The 19,468-nt window shown below is 69.4% G+C and carries 11 protein-coding genes; 8 read left to right on the top strand and 3 right to left on the bottom strand.

Annotation, left to right across the window (positions count from 1 at the left end):
• Positions 1–6: 6 nt before the first annotated feature.
• From Pla133_RS08500 to Pla133_RS08490, 3 genes are all read right to left on the bottom strand, one after another.
• The gene (locus Pla133_RS08500) at positions 7–3,210 is read right to left on the bottom strand and encodes a hypothetical protein (protein ID WP_145064488.1); all 3,204 of its coding nucleotides are present in this window, start codon (positions 3,208–3,210) and stop codon (positions 7–9) included.
• Between the two features lie 139 nt (positions 3,211–3,349).
• Positions 3,350–4,048 (bottom strand): response regulator transcription factor, encoded by a 699-nt coding sequence (locus Pla133_RS08495; protein ID WP_145064487.1) that lies wholly within the window; start codon positions 4,046–4,048, stop codon positions 3,350–3,352.
• Positions 4,045–6,027: a sensor histidine kinase gene (locus tag Pla133_RS08490; RefSeq protein WP_145064486.1), complete on the bottom strand. Its 1,983-nt coding sequence runs from the start codon at positions 6,025–6,027 to the stop codon at positions 4,045–4,047. The genes Pla133_RS08495 and Pla133_RS08490 overlap by 4 nt, the downstream gene beginning before the upstream one ends.
• 140 nt (positions 6,028–6,167) lie before the next feature.
• Here Pla133_RS08490 and Pla133_RS08485 point away from each other — a divergent pair, with 140 nt between their 5' ends.
• The 8 genes from Pla133_RS08485 to Pla133_RS08450 all read left to right on the top strand — a co-directional run bounded on the left by Pla133_RS08485 (position 6,168) and on the right by Pla133_RS08450 (position 18,422).
• On the top strand, positions 6,168–7,112 hold the full coding sequence (locus Pla133_RS08485) for a uracil-DNA glycosylase (protein ID WP_419192253.1): 945 nt from the start codon (positions 6,168–6,170) through the stop codon (positions 7,110–7,112).
• A 476-nt stretch (positions 7,113–7,588) separates the two neighbouring features.
• Positions 7,589–10,267, top strand: a complete 2,679-nt coding sequence (locus tag Pla133_RS08480) for a hypothetical protein (RefSeq protein ID WP_145064485.1) — start codon at positions 7,589–7,591, stop codon at positions 10,265–10,267.
• 535 nt (positions 10,268–10,802) lie between these two features.
• Positions 10,803–13,706 (top strand): tetratricopeptide repeat protein, encoded by a 2,904-nt coding sequence (locus Pla133_RS08475; RefSeq protein WP_419195435.1) that lies wholly within the window; start codon positions 10,803–10,805, stop codon positions 13,704–13,706.
• Between the two features lie 152 nt (positions 13,707–13,858).
• Positions 13,859–15,070, top strand: a complete 1,212-nt coding sequence (locus tag Pla133_RS08470) for a tetratricopeptide repeat protein (protein ID WP_145064483.1) — start codon at positions 13,859–13,861, stop codon at positions 15,068–15,070.
• 301 nt (positions 15,071–15,371) lie between these two features.
• Positions 15,372–16,112 (top strand): MotA/TolQ/ExbB proton channel family protein, encoded by a 741-nt coding sequence (locus Pla133_RS08465; protein ID WP_145064482.1) that lies wholly within the window; start codon positions 15,372–15,374, stop codon positions 16,110–16,112.
• A gap of 418 nt (positions 16,113–16,530) precedes the next feature.
• Positions 16,531–17,025 carry an ExbD/TolR family protein gene (locus Pla133_RS08460; protein ID WP_419192251.1) on the top strand — a complete coding sequence of 165 codons (495 nt, stop codon included), beginning with the start codon at positions 16,531–16,533 and terminating at the stop codon, positions 17,023–17,025.
• Positions 17,026–17,088: 63 nt separating this feature from the next.
• Positions 17,089–17,604, top strand: coding sequence for an ExbD/TolR family protein (locus Pla133_RS08455; protein ID WP_145064480.1), 516 nt, complete (start codon positions 17,089–17,091; stop codon positions 17,602–17,604).
• A gap of 290 nt (positions 17,605–17,894) precedes the next feature.
• A complete protein-coding gene (locus tag Pla133_RS08450) occupies positions 17,895–18,422 on the top strand; it encodes an ExbD/TolR family protein (RefSeq protein ID WP_145064479.1) in 528 nt (175 codons plus the stop codon).
• Positions 18,423–19,468: the final 1,046 nt, after the last annotated feature.

The raw sequence follows: 19,468 nt of genomic DNA, 5'->3' as shown, positions 1-19,468 counted from the left end.
TCCGAATCAGTCCCCGTCCGTCCGCCTCGACTCTTCGACTGCCGGTGCCTCGCGCAAGGGCTCCCGGGCGTTCAGCCGATCGATCGACTCCCGCGCCGCCGCTCGCACCCCCGCGTCCGGGTGGGCCAGGGCCCCGATCAAATCCGGCAGGGCCTCCACCGCACCGATCGTCGCCAGAGCCCGCGCCGCCTCGGCCGCCTGCGCGGCGTCGTCACCCTTCAGCATCGCGAACAGGCGCGCCTTGGCGCCCGCGACCGTCTCGACCTGGCCGCTGCTCTGCTCGAGCTCGAGGTAGGCCGCATGGGATTCCAAGACACCCGCGCAGGTGTCTCGCAACCTCTCGCTCCCCTGGAGCATGCCCCGCCGCAGCGCCTCGTTGGCCCGCGGGTTGCCGGGAAAGCGGCGCAGCCCACTGGCGGCGGTCTGCTGGATGGCGATGATCAACTCCGATCGAACCGAGCCCTCCGTCGACCGAGTCAGCTCGAGCAGGCGGTCGAAGCTCATCTCCACCAAGCTCCCGAGTGGATCGATCAGCTCCTCCGACTGCGCCGCCGCCGCGATACCGACCAACCTCGAATCGGGCCTCTCTCGCAACGCCCGCCCGAGTTCGGCGATCAACTGCGGGTCCTCTCCGTGCGCGAGGACGACCGAACGCAGCCTGTCGGGAATGGCGTTGCCACCGTTCGCGCCCGTGAATAACGAGTGACAGAAGTCGGAGAGGATCGCCGTCGCCGCCTCCGTGGCCCCCTCGCCCTGATCATCGAGCAGCGCGTAGACGAGACCGCGGGTCTCGGCCCGCCAGAGCGCCTCGGCCGGTTCAGCCGGGTGGGACGCGAGCCAAGCGGCGAGATTGGGGTTGGCCCCGGCGAGCCGGCTGTCCCGTACCATCTGCCTGAGCTCCGCCGGCGGGAAGGCCTGGAAGGGCTTCTCACCGGCGAGCGACTCATCGAGCATTGCCAGGAACTCGGCTGCCGTCGGCCGGTCCGCCTCCGGCGCTTGGGTCAACGCCGCCCAGCGCAGCTCCGGCGGATTGGTTCGATCGGCAGCGATGGCCGCCTGACTCTCACCGAGCATCGCGAGTCTCCAGGCGAGCTTGCCCTGCACTTCAGGTGCGAGCGAGGACCAGCCTCCGCGAGCCCCCCGAATGACCAGATCGAGGCCGACCTCATCCACGATCGCGGGCCTGCGGTCAGGATCCGAGAAGGCTGACTTCGGAGTGGCCGCCAGCGACTCGAGCACCAGCTGACGCAGCAGCGAGTCACCTCGATCGAGTGCAAGGCCTAGCAGCTCGCCGAGGGCACCCGACCGAGCGACCAGCTCGAAGGCCCTCTCCCGAGGAAGGGTCGTCAAGTCGAACGGCGACATCGCGTCGCGCATTCGAGCCAGCAGCACCTCCCCGAAAGGACCGTCGTAATTCTCCGAGTACTCGAGCCAAGCGTCCACCGCGTCGCGGACCTCGGGCGCGGGGTCTGCGGCGGCGCGTCCCACGACTTCGCTGACCGTCTCGGGGGTCTGCCACGGCCCCCCCACCAGCGCTGCCCGCACGGCCGGGTCGGGGTCGGCGGCAATCCGCGCCCGCAGCCCGCCGTTCTGCGCCAGGGTGAGACTCCAAGCGCTGCCCAGGGGGAGCCTCACCAGGCGCTCCACAAGCCCTAGACGCTCTTCGTCGGTCGCCGCTTCGAGCGCGGCCTCGAGCCACGCCGGGATGGGATTGCGCGCACCCAGCACGTCCTCCACCGCAGCGCCTCGAATCTCCGGCTCGGGGTCGGCCACGAGTTGCAGCACGGCCTCGAACTCCGCACTCGAAGGCTCGATCGGCCAACTCGAGAACGCATTGCGATGGCGCAGGCGCTCGAGCGCCATCTGGCGTAGGCGCGGGTCCGCGTCGCCCGCCCAACCGTAGATCGCCTCGCCCTCACCAGTGCCGATGAAGGTCGGTGCCGCGAGCAGGCGGATCTCGCTGGCAGGGTGCTCCAAACACGCAGCCTGCACGTCCCGATTCCAGTCCTCGTTCTTGGGGAACCTCGGGCGCGCGTCTCCCCACGGATCCCGCGGCATCGCCCCCCAGATCGAGATCAAAAACAACGCGTCGTCGACCGAGCCGGTGCGGATGGCCTCGCGCCAGGCCTCGACGAGCTCCACCGGGACGAAGGCCGGCCCCTGGGCCACGCGCCTCAGGACGCTCTTGAACTTGGGATCCCCGATCAGTCGGTCATCCTCCAGGAACCTCACGACCAGGGGCGACAGGGCCAGGACCAAGGCTTCGTCGGTGTTGCGGCCCAAGGCCGAAGAGGCCCCCGAGACGGCGGCTCGACGCCAGGCGAGGCCTTCCCTCGGCGCGATCAGCGCATCGAGCTCGCCAGCGAGCTCCGGATCCGTCTGGCACAGGTTGTCGAACAAGACGTCGGTGGAGTTCGCCCCCCACCGATCCGTGGCCAGGATCCAGATCGTCGCGCTCGCGATCTGCCAGGACTCGAAGGCCCGACCCCCGGAGACGCCCATCTGGCGAACCGAGTCGTAGACCTCGCGCGAAGGCACGTCGAGATGCGCCCTCGCCCATTCCGCGGCCAAGGGCTCGAGGATCTCGCCGAGCCAGTCGGGAGCGCCGCCCTGCTGCATGGACCTCGCGCGCTCCAGGAGTGCGGCGTGCTCCGGCAGCGCGAGCTGGGCGTCGAGCTGCGCATCCAGGCCGGTGCGTGCCTGCGCCCTCAGGGCCAGCGCCTTCACGTCTGCGGGCGCATCCCCCGCGAAGACCTGCCCCGTTGCCCTGCGCCAGCTCTCCTCGTCGGGGAGCAACTCGGTCAGGACCTCGCGCGCAGCGTCCACCTCCCCCACTGCCATGTGGGCCCGCGCCGCGAGCCGAGCCGTGCGCCCGACAAGGTCCGTGATCGGCTCGCCGCGCAGCGCGGACGGCATGAGGTCGGCCGACGCCACCAGACGCAGCAGCTCCAGTCGCTCCACGACGAACGCGGATACGTTCTCGGTGGCGACCATCAACTCGATCCCGGCCAGCTCCTCCTCCAGCTTCTCGCGGCACTCCCCGGTGCCGATCGAGTAGGCCTGGAGCTTCTCGTTCAGCTTGACCACGGCCGGCTGGGCCGTCATCCAGCGGGTGAAGGTCTCGTAGTCGCGCTGGTCGGTCCCCTGTGCCCCCGCGGCGCTCCCCAACCAGAGGATCGCGGCCAGGCTCGTGATTGCGATTCGTTTCATATGCCCCTCGTGTGAAATGGCCCGCCGTGCGGGCTCCCGTGCGGAGTCGTAAGGGCGCATTGGACGACGATCGAAGGGGCGAGCCGTCACGGGCCGGCGCACGCCGTGTCAACGCCATGTCACCGGCGCAGGCTGCGTCTCAGCGCACCAACTGATAGCCCACGCCGCGGATCGTGAGCAGGTGCACGGGGGCGTCGGGGTCGGGCTCGAGCTTCTTGCGGAGCTTGAGCACGTGCTGGTCGACCGTGCGCGGCGTCACGTCGGCCTCCAACCCCCAGACCTGATCCAGGAGCTCGTCGCGAGAGCAGGCGCGGCCCTCGCGCTCGAGCAGGTACTGCAACAGATCCAACTCGCGACGCGAGAGCGCCTGGCGGACACCACCGCGTTCGACGCCGTAGCCCCCGAAGTCGATCGTGGCCGCACCGAGGCGCACGAGGCCGCCGGCCGCGACCCCCGGCGCGGCGCCGCGCGAGCGCAGCAGCAAGGCCTTGATCCGCAAGAGCAGCTCGCGGGCGCTGAAGGGCTTGACCAGGTAATCGTCGGCGCCGACCTCGAAGCCCTGCACGCGGTCCCACTCCTCGCCGCGGGCCGAGAGCACGATCACTGGTGCGACGACGCGATCGGCGCGCAGGGCGCGCAGGACCGAGAAGCCATCGCGCCCAGGCAGCATCAGGTCCAGCAGGATCAGGTCGGGGTCCTCGCGCAGGGCCATGGTCAGACCGAGCTCGCCGTCGGCTGCCTCGAGCACCTCGTAGCCGGCGTCCAAGAGCTCGTCCACCAGAGGCATCCGAATCGACGCCTCGTCCTCGATCAACAACACCCGTGTCCGCTCGCTCACGCGCTGCGCTCCTCGCTCTGATCACGTCGCTCGTCGCCGGGCGCGGCGCGCAGGGGCAGGAGGATGCGGAAGGCCGCCCCCTTGAAGCGCCCATCCGTACCCGCGAGCGCCGTCAAGTCGCCGCCGTGGGCCCGCACGAGTTCCCGCGCGATCCCGAGCCCGAGGCCTACGCCTCGCGCATTATCCGCGCCCTCGCCGCGGTGGAAGGCGTCGAACAGGCGCGAGTCGTCGGGCAGGCCGCGGCCGTCGTCGCGCACGTCCACCAAGAGATTCGACCCGTCGCGGCGCCAGCGCACGAGCACGACCTCGCCACCGGAATGGTGAGCGGCGTTCTCGATCAGGTTCTCGAGGGCGCGGCCCAGGGCCAGGCTGTCGAGCACGACCACCGCCGGCAGCTCGCTGCGATCCAGCTCGAGCTCGAGCCCCCGATCGGCGAGGGCCAGGCGGCCACGCTCGACGATTCCCTCCAACACCGCGCTCGGATCCAACGCTTCCAGGCGCAGGGCCGGCGGGCGTCCGCGCTCGATGCGCGCGATGTCCATCACCTGTGCGACCAGCCGTTCGAGCCGCTCGGACTCCGCGCGGATCGCCTCGTGGTAGCGCGGCAGTCGCTCGGGGTGCTCCAGGCGCGTGCGCTCGAGTCGCCCCGCGGTCAGGGTCAGGGCGGCGACGGGCGTGCGCAGCTCGTGACTCACCGCGGCGACCCAGCGACTGCGCAGGGCGGCCAGTCGCCGCTGGCGCATGAGCGAGTTGCGCGTGGTCCAACCGGCCGCGAGGGCCAGGGCCGCCAGGGCATAGAGCCCGAAGGCGATCGCCCGCACCCGCGCTCCGCCGGAGGCCGCCATGAACGAAGGGTCGGGGTGGCGCAGTTGGGCCTCGAGCGGCAGACCCGCGAGCCGAATCGGCGGCCCCACCGCCGCGCCCAGCCCGATGTCGTCCGGACCCAGCGCCACCGCCAACTCGCCGTCTTCGATGGTCCCGGAGGCGACCGAATCGCGGAGCTTCGCGGCCAACTCGCCGGTCGAGATCCAGCGCGCCCCGAACCCGCCCTCTGCGCGCGCCGCGGCAGCCCAGAAGCCCCCGCCCTCGGGCATGAAGCTCGGCCCAGGCTTGGAGGTCCAACCGAGTTCGATCAAGTGCTCGTGGGTCGCGGCACTCACGGCGGCGGAGTCCAACGCGGCCCGAGCACCCTCGAGCGGCACGCCCGCCAGCCCCTCGATCGAATCGACGAGTGAGCGAACACGGGGGGACCGACTCAGCGTCGGTTGCCCACCACCGCGCGGGAGGCTCCAACGTGCTGGCTGCTCCGGCAGTGCCAGGGCGCCGTTGGCGATCCACTCGGCGAGCTGGCGGGCGCACTCGCGTCGTCGATCGGGATCGAGGCGCTCGGCCACGGTCAAGTAGCCGATGGCCACGGCCGGCAAGCCGTCGACCAGAACCGCTGGCGGAGTCTGGGCCCAGAAATCGTCGAACGACGGGGCCAAGACCTGCTCGGACGACTCGAAGCGGAGCCGCTCCAGGCCCACCTCGGCCGCCCGTACCGGTCCGCGGGCCAGGTTGGCCGCGCCATCGAGTGCCTGGTGAACCCGCAGTGGGTCGACTCCAGCCGAGCGCAGGCGCCGAGCCTCGTCGAGCAGGGCGGAGAAGGCCGGAGCGTCGGGGCCCAGGTCCTCTGGCGCCAGGGGATCGGCGCCCGGCGGCTTCGCGGCGGGGTCGAAGCTGGAGACAGCTCCCTCTGCTTCCCCGAACCAAAGCTCCCGATCCGCCGCGATGCGCCGCCACGTGGCCTCCACCAGGCCGGAGCGATTCGCCGCCCTCTCGGCCAGCACCCCCCGGCCCAGGGACCCCGAAGTCCCGAGTAGGAGCGTCGCCACGCCGCCCAGCAGCGCGGCCGCCAGCACCCCCGCCACGAGGGCCACTCGCTCGGCCACGATAGAGTCGAGTTCGCCGGAGGCGCGGCGCTGCGCTGCGGATCCCACGGGGCGATTGTGCCTGCCCCCAGCGGCGTCGGCGCCGGGGCGCCCGCGTAATATCCCGGGGCGTCCCCCGTCCGATGCCCGCAGGCCCAGCCAGGCGGATCGGTCGGCGGGCCCCCTTCCACCAACCTCGAAGCCCGTCCATGAGCGCAGAGCAAGACGACCGGGGCGAGCTCGCCCTCTTGGCCGGAGCCCTGCGGCGCCACTTGCGCCGCGAGCGCGATCGCGGCCGCCGGCGTTTGCCAGCGACGGTCCAGGCCATGGCTCCCGGGGCCCATGTCGGGCCCCAGCCGAAGTCGGCAGCGGGTGACCCGGTCGTGGCCGCCGCATCGCCCGCCTCTGCGCCCCCCGCCCGGCCCTCGGCCGTCTCTTCCGGCGAGGCTACGCCGGCCGAACTCCTCAGGCCCTCACCCGCCGCTGCCCGGCCTCCCGCCCCCCAGCCGGCGGTGACGGCCCCGGTCAGCGAGCCCTCGACGGCCGCGGTTGCCCAGGCGGCTGCGGACCTCGACGCCCTGGGCCGCGCCGTGGCCTCCTGCAGGGCCTGCAGCCTGTGCGAGAGCCGCAACCAGACCGTCTTCGCCGACGGGGATCCGCAGGCGCGGGTGATGTTCGTGGGCGAGGCCCCGGGGGCCGACGAGGACCTCCAAGGAACCCCCTTCGTGGGTCGAGCGGGGCAGCTACTTACCGACATCATCACAAAAGGCATGGGGCTGGCCCGCGGCGACGTCTACATCGCCAACGTGCTCAAGTGCCGCCCGCCCGGGAACCGCGACCCCCAACCGGAGGAGAAGCGGCTCTGTACCCCCTTCCTCGAGCGACAGATCGAGCTGGTCGACCCCCAGGTCTTGATCCCCCTCGGACGCCACGCGGCCCAGCACCTGCTCGGCTCCGACGCACCGATGGGCCGACTGCGTGGCCGGGTCCACCGCCACCGGGGACGGGCCGTGGTGCCCACCTTCCATCCGGCCTACCTGCTGCGGAGCCCGGATCAGAAGCGAGCGACTTGGGAAGACATCCAACTCGCCATGCGCGAGATCGGCCTGCCGATCCCGCAAGCGCGGCGTAGCCGAGAGGACGGCCGGGGGTAGAGGCGTTTGCTCCGTGGGGACCGCACTGGCGCCGCGCTCGTGTTGACCCCCCCCTGGGGCACGGCTATCCTCCCCCCGCCCGGGCCGCAGGCACTACAGGCGCTCGCGAGCGCCGACCCTGGGACCCGCGCACGGCACCTCGAGTCGGTCGACGGATGCATCCGTCAGGAACACCTTCGACTCAGCTCTTTCCCCATCATCCACTGCGCCGCTCCGCGGTCGGCCTGCAACGCGTTCAGGCCGCGCCGCATCCGGGTCCCCACCCCGGTCGGTCCGGACGAGTTCGACACTCGCCCGCTTCCGCACTCGCCCCGCGGACAATTGCCCTTCCGGCAATGGTCCCGTGGCAGGTGTGGTGCAGACTCATCCCCCCAATCGGTTTCGACTGCACCCGGTCGCGACCGACTCGCCAGCGCCGGTTCACACGACGCCGCGCAACCTTCGAGCAGGGATCCCACAGGAAGGTCCTGTAACTGATGCGCCTCCGCACACTCCTCGTCCCGTCCCTCCTGACGCTCCCCGTCCTCTCCTGCCAGTCGACCCAGCCCGGCGACGCCGAGCAGGGCACCGCGCAGGACGGGGTCAACGCGTCCGCGCCGGTCGCCCAGCAGGATCCCGGTGAAGTACAGCCGCGCGAAGCTCTGCTGGAGGTCTCCGCCGCGTCGGCCGTGCCCTCCGCCCAGCCCGCCAGCGTCTCGCTGCGTCAGGACTCCATCCTCGAGGACGCCGCCCAGCGCCGTGCTCTGCTCGAACAGCGCAAGCGCGTGCTCGTCGACGAGTACCTGCGCGACGCCACCGCCCAGATCGAGGCCGAGAACTACGCTGGAGCGCTCGAGGCCATCGCCAACGCCCTGGATCTCCTTCCGGGTGACCAGACCGCGCTGGAGAGCCTGCAGCGGGTCGAAGGTCTGATGGGCGACGACTACGCCACCGCCAGCTCCCTGCTCGACGACGAGGTCGAGCGCGAGGTGGTGCGCCGGGCCCAGGCCCGCATCGAGGCCAAGCGCGCCATCGCCACGGGCGAACAGGCCATGCGCGACGGCGACTACGACTCCGCCGTGTTGGAGTTCAAGCGCGCGGAACTGATCCTGGGCTACAACCCGCTGATCAGCTCCGACGACCTGGACCTGCAGAGCGTCCAGCGCCTGGTCGCCGCCGCGGAGCAGGAGCGCGACAACTCGCGCCTCGAGGCCGCCGAGCGCCGGGCCGTGGAGGCTGCGACCGCGGCCGCCGCCAAGGTCGAAGAAGAGCGTCGCTACCGCGAGAACACCCTGCGCACGCTCTACGAGCGCGCCAACGATGCCTTCCTGGCCGAGCGCTACGGCGACGCCGAGGCCCTCGCCGACCAGATCCTGCTCCAGGATCCGGCCAACGAGGCCGCGGGCGAGATGCGTGAGATCGCGCGCACGGCCCGTCACCGCAAGACCGACACGGAACTGCGCCGCCGCTACCGCGAGGAGTGGATCCGCACCTTCGAGGACCTGGACACCCTGGCGATCCCCCAGACCGACGTGGTCGTGATCGACGACCTCGAGCGCTGGTACCGCGTCAGCCAGCGGACCGCCTACGAGTTCGGCGGCGTCGGCTCCAACGCGGACCCCGAGCGCGAAGCCGTGCTCCAGGTTCTGCGCGACACCCGCGTCGAGGCGCGCTTCGGCGCCGATGACGACGGCGCCGAGTTGGCCGTGGTCGCCGCCTACCTGCAGCAGCGCACCGGAATCAACTTCGTCGTCAGCCCGCGCGTGATCGACGAGCTCGACGAGGAAGAGACCACGGTCACCCTCGACCTGCCCGCGCGCAGCGTGTACAGCCTGCTCGAGCTGATGACCGACACCTCCGAAGGTCTCTTCTGGAAGATCCAGGACGGTGTGGTCAAGTTCGTGGTCGCCGAGGAGATGACCGGGGGCCAGGTCCTGAACATGTTCGAGGTCAAGGACCTCGTCACCCCGATCCAGGACTACGTCAGCCGCGAGATCAACGTGCTGCCGTCCCAGGGCATCGAGTATCCGGAAGAGGATCTTCCCGAGCGCGACGCCCTGGTCCTCACGGGCGACGACCTGACCGACCTGATCCAGAACAACATCGCCCCCGAGTCCTGGGCGAACGACGATCGCAACACGATCGAAGTCACCGACAGCGGCACCCTGGTCGTCAACCAGACCCCCGAGGTCCAGGCCGCGATCGGCAGCCTGCTGAAGGACCTGCGCGACTCCAGCGGCATCATGGTCGACATCGAGGCCCGCTTCCTCGAAGTCGAAGACAACTTCCTCGAGGACATCGGCGTCGACTGGCGCGGCCTGGGCCAGCCCGGCCTCGGTCAGGACGCGTTCTTCAACGACTTCGGTGACCCGAGCGCGATCAGCGGCCTGGCCGGTGACGACGACATCATCGGTACCGACCTCGACACCGGCGCCTTCTTCGACACCGGCAACGGGGACGTGAAGTCGCGCATCGAGAACCTCTACGACAACGGGCTCGGCAGCGACTCCTTCAACGGTGCCGGCGGCCTCTCGTTCCAGTGGACCTACCTGAACGACCTGCAGTTCGAACTGATCCTGCGTGCGGTCAGCAAGAGTGAGCGTCAGGAGCTGGTCACCGCGCCGCGCATCCTGATCTTCAACACGGCCCGCTCGCACTTGTCGGTGCTGAACCAGCAGGCCTACGTCCAGGACTACGACGTCGAGATCGCCACCGGTGCTTCCATCGCCGACCCGATCATCGCCGTCGTCGAAGAGGGGGTCGTGCTCGACGTGCGCCCGGTGGTTTCGGCCGACCGCCGCTACATCACCCTGGAGCTGCGGCCCACGGTCGCCGAACTCCAACGTCCGATCCGCGAGATCACCACGGGTCTCGCCAACCTGACGCCGGTCACGATCCAGCTGCCCGAGCTCGACATCCAGAAGGTCCGCACGACGGTCCCGCTGCCCGACGGTGGAACGGTCCTGCTCGGCGGTCTGAAGGTGCACACGGAGCAGAACTACTCCGCAGGTGTCCCGATCCTCAACAAGATCCCGATCCTGAGCTTCTTCTTCGAGCGCAAGGGCACGTTCATCGCGAACCGCAAGCTCCTGATCCTGCTCACCGCTGGCATCGTGATCCCGCGTGAGTTCGAGCCGAGCGAGGCGACCATGAACGCCTTCGCCGGAACGCGCTGACGAGCCTCGAGCAGAGGACGTCGCCCCCACTCGGGGACAGAACCGCGGGCCGGTCCTTCAGGGATCGGCCCGCGGTCGTTCGGGGAGGCCCGGAGATGAATCGAGGCGATCTCGAAATGCGATCGACTCAGCGCGAGGTTCGGACGAAACCACCGGCCGGTGTTCGGGTAACCTATGCGCCACAACTGCCGGTGAGGGCCAGATGCCCGCCGGCGCCGGACCGTTACCAGCCCTCCAGTAACCCCGCTGCCGGACCTCGTGGGACCTCTTCCCGGAGTCCTGAAACGTCGCGGTGACGCTCGGCGGCCGGTCAACGCTGACAAAGAGCTTCGAAGCTCCCCTACCGCGAGTCAGACCACGGCGCGCACGCCGTCCACCTCCCCCCCCCCGGGACCCCGTGCCCAACGGTCGCCTGCCGCGACCCGCCGACCCTTCACTGGCGACGATCATGATTCCGATCTCCCGTCCTCTCCGCACTGCCGCGACCGCTGCCCTGAGCCTGGCTCTGGCCAACCCTCTGGCGAGCGCTTCCGCGATGCTGACGAGCGCCTCCGCGATGTTGACGAGCGCTTCCGCGATGTTGACGAGCGCTTCCGCGATGGTGCCGACGAGCACCAGCGCGTTCGGCGGCCAGGCGGTCGACAAGACCGAGACCGAGCTGCGCGAGGACATCGACTTCGCCCGCGGACTGGCGGCGGACTGGCAGTTCATCGACCTGGCCGAGTCCGTGCTCGAGGGCCTCGCCAGCTCGAAGCTGGACCGGGATCTGCGCCAGGAGCTCGAGCTCGCCCGCTGCGAAGTCTACGGCGCCGGCGCCCGCTACAGCGCCGATCCGAACCTGCGCGAGCAGCTCTTCGTCCAGGCCCTGGACTCGTACCGCAACTACATCGACAACAACGAGCGCTCACCGGTGATCGCCGACGCCAAGCGCTCCTACGTCGACCTGGGGGCCGCCTACATCGCCTCGATGGAGATGGCGCTCGAGGACGCCGTGGGCGAAGAGGCCACGCGGATTCGCGAGACCCTGGCCGACCGACTCGAGGAGCTGCTGCAGTACGCCGGCGAGCAGGTCGCCGAGCTGAACGCCGTGACCGGGCTGACCGAGCGCGAACGTCAAGAGCTGGCCAAGCTGATGCTCTACCGCGCCCAGATGGCCCTGACCTACGGGCGCTTGGGTGACGACTACTCCTCCTACCTGGACAGCGCAGCCACCTTCGTCGAGGACCTGACCTTCGCGTTCGGCTCCACCAGCGGTTGGGGCCTTTCGGCCTATCTGGTCCTGGGCGACGTCTACAAGGCCCAGGGTGCGCCGGCCGACGCGGCGGACATGTACGTCTTCGTCGTCGACACGACGATCCCCTTCGACCGTAGCGCGTGGTCGGCATGGATCGCCGAGGCCCAGCCCTCCCAGGCGCGCCTGGACGGCCTGTGGTACTTCGTCGAACTCGGAACGCCGAAGCTGATCGAGGCCCAGCTCGCCGCCGGCGACGCCGAGGGCGCCCTGACCTCGGCCCTGCACTTCCAGAACACCTGGCGGCGCGAGGGCTTCAACCTGTCGCCCCAGGGCTACCTGGCCATGCTGTCCGTGGCGCGGACCCTGCTCGACGTCGGCGGGTTCCTCGGCGGCGATCGCGAGGAGCTGGCCTGGTTCGAGTCCTACGAGGCCGCCAAGGACGCGGGCAACAACGACCGGCGCATCCGCCCCTCGGCCGACCTGGCCTTGGAGTTGGCTGGACTCGTCAACGAGCAGAATGTCGGCAACACGCTGCAGATCCGCGCCCAGCGCCTGATTGCCGACGCGATCGGTCGTCCGGGGGTCGAAGTCGACCTGACCGTGCTCTTCGAAGCGGCCAAGGGCTACTACAACAGCCAGGACTACGACCGCGCGATCGGCGCCTTCCGCTCGGTGATGGCCGCCGCCAAGGACGAGACGGCGCGCCGCCTGCACTACCCCAAGGTGCTGTGGTACATCGGTCGCTCCTTCCAGCGCCTCGACCGCCAGTTGGAGGCGGCCATGGCCTTCCGCGAGGGTATCGAGCGCTGGAGCGGCGACGCCGAGTACGACGCCCAGAACGCCAACGGGTACTACAGCGCGATGCAGCTCGTGCGTCGGACGATCAAGGACGACCAGGAGATCGAGCGTCGTTTCCGGGAGGCCGAGTCCTACAAGGCCAGCCTCGGGGACAACACCGACATCGTCTACACCCAGGCCATGCGCGCCTTCGACGAGAAGGACTTCGACTTCGCGCGCGAGACCTTCCAGCAGGTCGAGAGCCAGGCCACCAACTACGAGAAGTCGCTGGTCAAGGCTGCCCGCTGCTTCTACGAGACCGGCAAGCTCGACCAGGCGCTGGCCGAGTTGGACGCCTACCTGCAGAACTTCGTCGCCGACCCGCGCAACCGCCTCGGTCCGACCGAGACGGCCAGGCAGGCCGCCCGTGACGAGGCCACCGCGGAGGCTGTCTACTTCCAAGGCCAGATCGCCTGGGACCAGGGGCGCCACGCCGACGTCGTCAAGCTCTACGGCGACTTCGCGGACCGCTTCCCCGGCCAGAGCGACCTCGCGGCTGCGACGCTCTACTACTGCATCCAGTCGAGCCTGGAACTCGACGACCTGGCGGGTGCCAAGCGCTTCGAGCAGCGGCTGGTCAAGGAGTTCCCCACCGCCCAGTGGACGGGCAACGGGGCGACGCGCCTGTTCAACCACGTCGCCGACGCCCGTGATCGCGCCCTGCAGGCCGGCGACGTGGAGGTCGCCAAGCAGATGCTGCGGGAGATGGCGAGCTACCTCGAGATCTCCAACAGCCTGGCCACCACGCCGTCCTTCCGCTCGCTGCTGCAGGAAGCGCGCCTGTGGCGCGACCTGGGCGAGTGGTCCAAGGCCGAGGTGATCTTCGCCGGCCTGGCGCGTGACTACGCGAACTCTAGCGACGCCCAAGAAGCCGGCACGATCGAGAGTTCGGTCATCCCCGACCTGGCCCTGTGCCTGATCGAGCAGCGCCGCAGCGCCGAGGCCCTCGAACTGCTCGTCCCGCTGGTACCCGACCCCGAGGACAAGGAAGCCAAGGTCCCGGCCCAGGCCACGATCGAGACCTTCTGCCGCGCGGTTGCTGGCTGGGTCGAGGGCGATCCCTCCAACCCGACGATCGTCCCGGGCGTCGGCGACGCGGCCCAGCTCGATCGGGCGGGCCAGTGGTGGCGCAAGATCTCGAACCGCTATACCAAGTGGCTCGACTGCGACTGGTACCAGACCGAGTTCAACCGAGCTTGGAACTACTACCAGTACTCGAAGCTCGACAGCGAGAAGCTCGAGGTGGCCAAGCAGATCGTGCGCGTGATCAAGACCGAGACGGGTTCGAGCTTCGCGCTCGTCGAGGACAACTGCGACGACGATCCGCGCGTGCGCGACCTCTTCCGTTGGCTCGACCAGCAGCTGTGAGCGACCGAGCCGTCTCTCACCCGCACCCCATCGACGTCGCTACGACCCCTGCACGGCACCCCTGCACGGCACCCCCGCACGGCACCCCCGCACGGCACCCCCGCACGGCACCCCCGCACGGCACCCCCGCACGGCACCCCCGCTCCAACGTGATGATCATCCAGCGCTCCACTGTCTCCGTCGCGCTTGCGCTCACGGCCTTGACCGTCGGTACCACGACGTACTTCGCGACTCCGGCCTCAGCAGCGTCCTTCTCGGTCGCAAGCTCGGCGTCCGCGACGAGTGCCCAACTCAGCGGGCGGCCGGACCAGGTCTTCGTGCGTGAGCGCCGCAATGTGCGACCGGTCACGGGCGTCGTCATCTCGGCGGACCTGAGTGGTGTGGTGATCGACGTCGGTGACCGCGAGCGACGCTTCAGCCCCGACGAGGTGGTCCGCGTGAGCCTGAACCAGGTCCCGGACTCCTTCAAGGAGGGTCGTGCTCGCGCGGAGTCCGGCGACTTCGAGAACGCCGCCGCCGCATTCGCTGCGGCGGCGGACGATTCGGATGCGAGTCCGGTGGTTGCTGCGGTCGCCCGCCTGCGCGCGGCCCAGAGCCTGCTTCGCTTGACCGCCACGGATCCCGGCCGCGCCTCCGATGCCGTCGCAGCGGCCCAACGGTTCGTCTCGAGCCATCCGAACCATCGGGACCTGCCCGAGGCGCGATTGCTTCTCGGCCGCGCCCAACTCCTCGCGGGAGATGCCTCCGGAGCCGCGAACAACCTGGAAGCACTCTTCCGCGAGGCCCAGGGCTCGACGGTGCCGGAGGGCTACGACGTGCTGACCTGCTATCGCGCGGGTCTCTTGGCGGCTGATGCGGCAGTGGCCGCCGACGACGCCGCCCGCGCCGAGACCCTCTTCGCCGCGCTCGACAGCGCCCTTCCGGGGGTGATCTCGGACCTCGAGGCGGACGATCCCAGGCTTCCCGAGCTCCAGAATCTGCGTGGCCTGGCCCAACTGGGAGAGGGCGTGACCCTCCTGGCCCGGGGTCGCTCGACCCAGGCGCGGAGCTTCTTCCAGACCCGCCTAGAAGTCGCCGAGGGCGCCACCGAAACGGTTCGCGCCGCGACCCGCCTCGGCCTGGCCCAATCCCTGCTCGCCCTCGAGCAGTCGCGCCAGGCGCAGATCGAGTTTGCCGGTGTCAGCGCGACCGTCTTCGGAGACCGCGACCTCCTGGCCGACGCCCTCCTGGGCCTGGCCGAGGCCTCTCTGGCAGCCGGAAGCGGCGGGCGTGAACAGGCCCGCGCATGCCTCGAACAGATCCAGCGAGAATTAGGCGACACCCTGGCCGCACCGGCAGCGCACACCTTGCTCCGCGATCTGTAGACTCTGGCGCCTCACGAGCGGGCGGCCGCCACTGGACTGCCCCGTCTCGAGGACACCCGCCTGCTTCGACCCGCCGCGCGCCCGAGCCCAGCATCGGCCACGGCCGCCGCAGCGGCAGAACGAATCAACTCTTTGGACCGGCGTGTGACGCCAGCTCCACAGGGTCGACCCCATCTCGACGCCCATTCAGCGGCGCCCATTCAGCGGCGCCCATTCACCGACGCCCCGTCGAAGACCATCCCCACCGGACCGACTCCCTCGGCCGGCACCAGGTCCAAGACCCTCAAGGAGTCCCGCGAGCATGATGCTCAGAACCCCCCAAGTCGTTCGGACCGCTGTGCGGTCCCTTCCGGTCCTGGCCGCAATCGCACTGACGGCATCCCCCGTCCTGGCGCAGGACACGGAGAGCGCGCCCGAGCCGGGTCTCTCGGTCGGCGGCCTGATCGCCGACTCCGGTATCTTCGGCTGGATTCTGATCGGTCTCTCGATCCTCGCCCTGGCCCTCATCATCGAGGCGTTCGTGTCGCTGAAGCGCGACAAGCTCGCCCCGCCGGAGCTGATCGACGAGATCCAGGCTCTGTTCGACGAGGAGCAGTTCCAGGAAGCGATGGAGCTCTGCGAGACCGAGCAGGCCTTCTTCACCCGCATCTGTGGCGCCGGCATCTCCAAGATCGGCCACGACTTCGCGGTGATCGAGAAGACCATCGAGGAGATGGGCGACGAAGAGTCGATCCGCCTCCACCAGAAGATCGGTTGGCTGGCGCTGATCTCCAACGTCGCCCCCATGCTCGGTCTGCTGGGTACGGTGTTCGGTATGGTTCTGGCGTTCAAGACGATCGCCAGCTCCAACGGTCAGGCCTCCCCGGCCGAGCTCGCCGACGGTATCTCCCAGGCGCTCCTCACGACGATGTTCGGTCTGGTCGTGGCCATCCCGACCACGGCGGCCTTCGCCTACCTGCGGAACACCCTGATCAAGTCCGTGATCGAGGTGGGTGCGATCGTCGAAGACCTCTTCGAGCGCTTCCGCCCCAGCCAGGGCTAGGTCTCACTGGACCGGGGGCGTCCGCGGCACGGGACCGCCGCGGACGCCCCTTCGGCGCCCACTAATGGGTTACTCCCCTGGAAGGTCGCCCCCTGCTCTCCCCCCGGCAGGTCTGGCCTCTCGCTGTCCCGCGCCCTCGACGCACCGTCCGGCGATTCGAACCCGCTAGGACGGTTGCCCGGCACGACCTTCCGGGTACTTCCTACCGGACCCGTCCCCCGCCATCGGGGAGCCGCGGGTCTCGCGCGGCTCGGACGTACCGCCGGCGGCCCCATCCCCGATGGATCCCACAGCAAGGATCCAGCCTCAACTCGGCGGCACCTCCCCAAGACGGTGCTCCACCCAGACGGCCCCACCCAGCCGGCCCCACCCAGACGGCCCCCTCCCCCCCGGGCCGACTCCCTACAAGGAGACCGCGATGCAGATGTCCAAGCACGATCCGGAGACGGATATGGAGATGAACATGACGCCGATGATCGACGTCGTGTTCTTGCTCATCATCTTCTTCATGATCATCACGGACCTGACCCAGCAGGAGCTGGAGCAGCTCGTCCTGCCGGTGGCCGTAGAGGCAGTCGAGGACAAGCCCGACAAGGACGAGCGTCGTCCGATCGTCAACATCAAGCAGGACGGGACGATCATTGTCCGGCGCGAGGTGATCTACACGCCGGAGGAGGACGACTACACCCGTCTGAAAGAGTACCTCGTCGACATGGCTCAGCTCATGGACAAGGACACCCCCGAGGGCCTCAGCGTCATGGTGCCGGACGATCCGATCCTGATCCGCGCCGACGAGAACACGCCCTTCAAGATGATCCAGAAGATCATGGAGCTCTGCGGACAGAAGGGCATCCAGATCTGGAAGGTGGAGCTGGCTGCGTCGCGGCCGCCCGACGAAGGCCCGGGCATCTGACCCGGCCCACGCTGTTTTTGCACCTCGAACGACCACGACCGCACCTAGACCGAGTAGCACCCCATGGCGAACCGACGCAAGCGCAAGATGGAAGAGGCGACGGCCACCAAGGCCGAGATGGAGATGACGCCGATGATCGACGTCACCTTCCTGCTGCTGATCTTCTTCATGTGCACGATCAAGTTCAAAACGCTCGAGGGCAAGCTGGCCGCCTACCTGCCCAAGGACGTCGGCGTGAACACCTCGAAGGCCGAGCCGATCGAGAAGATCGAGATCAAGCTGACCGTGACCAACGAGGGCTCGAAGCTGAACGCGAAGGGGACCGGCCCCTACGAGGGTGAGGGTCGCTACAAGTACGGCGCCGATCGCGAGCTCAGCTACTCGGTCGGCCCTGTCCGCTTCTCGACGGTGGCCGAGGTCAAGGATCGGTTGATCGTGCTCTACAACCCGACGGACCCTCGCCCTGTCACGATCGACCCCCGCAAGGGCGTCGTCTACTCTGACGTGGTCAAGGTGCTCGACGCGGCGATCCAGGCCAAGTTCCGCGAGATCACGTTCGCGGGGTCCTACGAGAAGTAGGCCGGCAGCGCCGCCCCACCCGGGGCCGGCCAACGATCGCGGCGCGGGGCGCCCTCCGGAGAACGGAGGGCGCCCCGCTCCCGTTCAGGAGCTGCTCGAACGTCGGTCAGAGCTCGGATCGCGAAACCGCTCGGTGGGAGTGGGTTATTCATCGGTGGCAAGGAGCCTCGTATCTCGAGGCTCGGCCCTGACTCGACCTGCGACGCGAGACGATTGCCCCCGGGACTGCCGCCGTCCTCGATCGCCGGAACAACGCCGAAGCGCGCCCTGGAGCGCGAAGGGAGATTGTGATGCTGGGAACATCCAAGCGACGCCGAGACCGCTCGGCCAAGAGAAACGAGAAGGCTCCGCAGGCAGAGATGGAGATGACGCCGATGATCGACGTCACCTTCCTACTACTGATCTTCTTCATGTGCACGCTCCAGTTCAGGACGCTGGAAGGGCGGTTGGCCGCCTACCTGCCGAAGGACACCGGTCCGGCATTGCGTTCCGCCCTACAACCTGAACCGATCACGATCGAGGTCCGCGTGGCGGCGACGGGGCTGCGAGTCGATCCGCGGACCGGCGTCGCCTGGACCGGTCAGGGTCGTTTCGAGTTCGATGGGGCGCGCGAGCTCACCTACCGGGTCGGTCCCCGCCAGTACACCTCGCCCGAGCGAGCCATCGCCCGCGTAGGAGAGCTCCACGCACAGGACCCCTTGCGGCGCATCAAGCTCGATGCCCGCCCCGGAACGACCTACGCCGACGTGATTCAGGTCGTGGACCTGGCGACTCGCGTCGGACTGGACGGGATCACCTTCACCGGTTCCTCCGAGTGAGGTCGGACCCCGACGCCTCGCGTGCTCCGGGAGAGCCGACAACCCAGACACGACGACCAACCCAGGCACGACGACCAACCCAGGCACAACGACCTTGCGACTCCCCCGGGGACCTGGCGGGGGGCCCGACCCACCTCCGCCCCCAACCACCCGGGGAGACGAACGGGCGCGGAGTGGGTTGCACCTTGGATGCGAAATCCGCGTCTGCTGTGGTCGGTCTCGGCCTCCTGGCTCCCCGGCGGGCTTCGGCTGGGGCCCGGCCGATCAGCGCGCCCGCAGCACTGGGCCTCTGCTCCGACTCTCCGCTCCGGCTCACTGCTCGAGGCTGGTCTTCCGAGTCGTGGTTCCGACCCGGCCCACCTACCGGGAGCGGTGTCCCCCTGATCGGGGCCGCGCACCCGCGCCGTCGGGACTCGAATTCTTCGGTCGCCCGTGGCGTCCCGCGCTCGGGCGGGCCTCCGTTTCCCGCCCCGTCCCTGACCGGAGCTCGAGGGTCGACTCGAAAGACCCCTGACAAGTGTCTTGGGAACGAAACCCAGGGGTCGGGGAGGGGTAGCTCCAAGGTCCGCGTCGAGAGTCGAGGCCGGGCCCGCTCAATCGCTCTAACCCCTTGACACGACGGCCCTTATTTCGCGGCTCGACGCTAGTCACGACAACCGTCAACTGCTATCGTCCGCATCACTTCGGACGGGTGGCAACACTCCGCCGCGACGCGCGCGTCGTGGCATGGTGTGCGACCCGATCGATCGCTCTACGGCACCGATCTGCGGCGCCGGATTCGTGAGCACGAATCCGAGTCGTAGCAGCCCCGCTGGGGCGCGAGGAGGTCCGGCCGCGTCGGCCGAATCGACTCCTCCTGCAGAGCCAGACGACTCGCCGAGTCAGACCATCCGCAGGGCCGGACCACCAACGGCCAGACCACACGCAGAGCAGGACCGATCGTCCAGCTCTGCGAGGCGACCATCGCCACCCGTCAGAACCCCATCCCCGAGTGCCCCAAGGCCCGAGTCGGTCCCCCCAATCGCGGACCGCGGTGACGTCCCCAC

This window comes from Engelhardtia mirabilis (genome assembly GCF_007748095.1).
Taxonomy (GTDB): Bacteria; Planctomycetota; UBA1135; order UBA1135.
Note: the sequence above shows the minus strand (reverse complement) of the source record. Positions and strands in the feature narration are given on the sequence as shown.